The organism is Sphingomonas sp. LH128, from assembly GCF_000293195.2.
Lineage (GTDB): Bacteria > Pseudomonadota > Alphaproteobacteria > Sphingomonadales > Sphingomonadaceae > Novosphingobium > Novosphingobium resinovorum_A.
Genome location: NZ_ALVC01000349.1, coordinates 1 through 1,894 on the forward strand (window position 1 = coordinate 1; position 1,894 = coordinate 1,894).

Consider the following 1,894-nt stretch of genomic DNA (forward strand, 5'->3'; position numbering starts at 1 on the left):
CGGCGAGGCGCTGCTCGGCGGCTTCGAGCTGGCTGGTCAGCGTCGCCATGCGGTGGCCTTGCGCATTGGCATCGTCACGGCGGTCGGCGAGTTCGTCGCGGGCCTCCGCCAGCGTCTCGGCTGCGGCGGCCTGCTGGCTTTGGGCTTCCACTGCGAGCGCCTGCGCCACGGCGACACGCTCCTCGGACGCCTGCGCTTCCTTGCGTGCCGCATCGGCAGCGGCGGCGGCCTCGCGCCAGCGGGCGAAGACGACGCGGGCTTCGGCGAGGCGGATCTGGTCGGTCAGGGCCTTGTAGCGCTCCGCCGCTTTCGCTTGGCGCCGGAGCGTGCCGACCTGCTTGTCGAGGCCCGCCATGATGTCGTCGAGGCGCGCGAGGTTGGCTTCGGTGGCGCGCAGGCGCTGCTCCGCGTCCTTGCGTCGGACGTGGAGGCCCGCGATGCCCGCCGCCTCTTCGAGCATGGCGCGGCGCTCGGCGGGCTTGGCGGCGATGACGGCGGCGATGCGGCCCTGGCTGACGAGCGCCGGGCTGTGCGCACCGGTGGCGGCATCGGCGAAGATCAGCGCCACGTCCTTGGCGCGCACGTCCCGCCCGTTGATGCGGTAGGCGCTGCCCGCGCCGCGCTCGATGCGGCGAACGACTTCGAGTTCGTCGCGCACGCCTTCGGCGTTCGGCGCGGTTTCCGCCTTCAGCACGACTTCGGCGAAGGCGCGGGGCGGGCGCTTGTCCGTGCCCGCGAAGATCACGTCCTCCATCCCGCCGCCGCGCATCGACTTGGGCGAGCTTTCGCCCATGACCCAGCGGATCGCTTCGAGCAGGTTGGACTTGCCGCAACCGTTGGGGCCGACCACGCCGGTCAGCCCCGGATCGATGCGCAGTTCGGCGGGCTCGACGAAGCTCTTGAAGCCGCTGAGCTTTAGCCGGTTGATGCGCATCGAGGTCGGGTCAGGCGATCACGCCGGTCAGCGCGCGCCTGCTTCCTTGAGCTTGGGCTCCAGCTTGTCCCACTCCATCGAGCCGACGTTGTTGCCGTTGATGATGAAGGTGGGGGTGCCGGTGACGTTGAACTGCTCGCTCGCCTTCTGCGTCTGGTCGGCGAGCGCCTTGGCCTTGGTGGTGTCGGCAAGGCAGGCGGCGGCCTGATCGCGGGCGATCCCGCGCGAGGCGAAGAAGTCGGTCATGCCGGCGACTTCGGAGATGGCGGCGAGCTGCTTTTCCTTGGGCAAGGCATCGATCTGGGCGAGGCGTTCCTTGCTGGCGGCCTGCATGTTCTCGAACATCTTGGGCTGCCAGGCCCAGAACTGCTCGCTGAGCGGGATCACCGCCTCGGTCGAGCCGCATTCGGCCAGCAGCGAGGCCGGAATGTCGAGCGCGTTGAGCATGAAATAGCGCAGTTCGTAGCTGACGCGGCCGCTGGCGACGTAGTCGTCGCGCAGCGGCTCGAAGCTCTGCTGCGCGAACAGGGCGCAGTGCGAGCAGCTAAGGGCGCCGTATTCGACCAGCTTGATCGGGGCGTTCGGGTTGCCCATGCGGTAGCCGCCCTCGGCGGTCTTCTCGATCGTGTCGGCCCAGGACTTGCCTGCGGGCGCGGCGATCTTGGCGATTGGGGCGCCCGAGGTGGCACCGGCGGTGGGCTCGTCCTTCTTGCCGCAGGCGGCGAGGCCGAGGGCAAGCGGGGCGACCACGAGGCCGAGGGCGATGGTGCGGAAACGGGTGCGAGTCATCGGGAGGCGAATCCTTCGTGTGGATTTGTCACAGGGCTAGCCCATGGAGGGGGGAAAACGAAGCGTGGACGGGGGTATTCCACAAGTGCGGCGTTGTGTTGGGACGCCCACCCCGCTGCGACTAGGCAGCAAGCTGCCAAGTCTCGCTCCCCTCCCGCATGCGGGAGGGGC

2 protein-coding genes are annotated in these 1,894 nt (G+C 69.5%); both read right to left on the reverse strand.

Features of this window, described 5'->3' with window-relative positions; all coding sequences use genetic code 11:
* A partial coding sequence (locus LH128_RS24395) for an AAA family ATPase (protein WP_008832357.1) occupies nt 1–934 on the reverse strand: 934 nt, incomplete at its 3' end.
* Between the two features lie 27 nt (nt 935–961).
* Entirely contained in the window at nt 962–1,723 is a 762-nt protein-coding gene (locus LH128_RS24400; protein ID WP_008832358.1) for a DsbA family protein, read from the reverse strand.
* Nucleotides 1,724–1,894 lie beyond the last annotated feature (171 nt).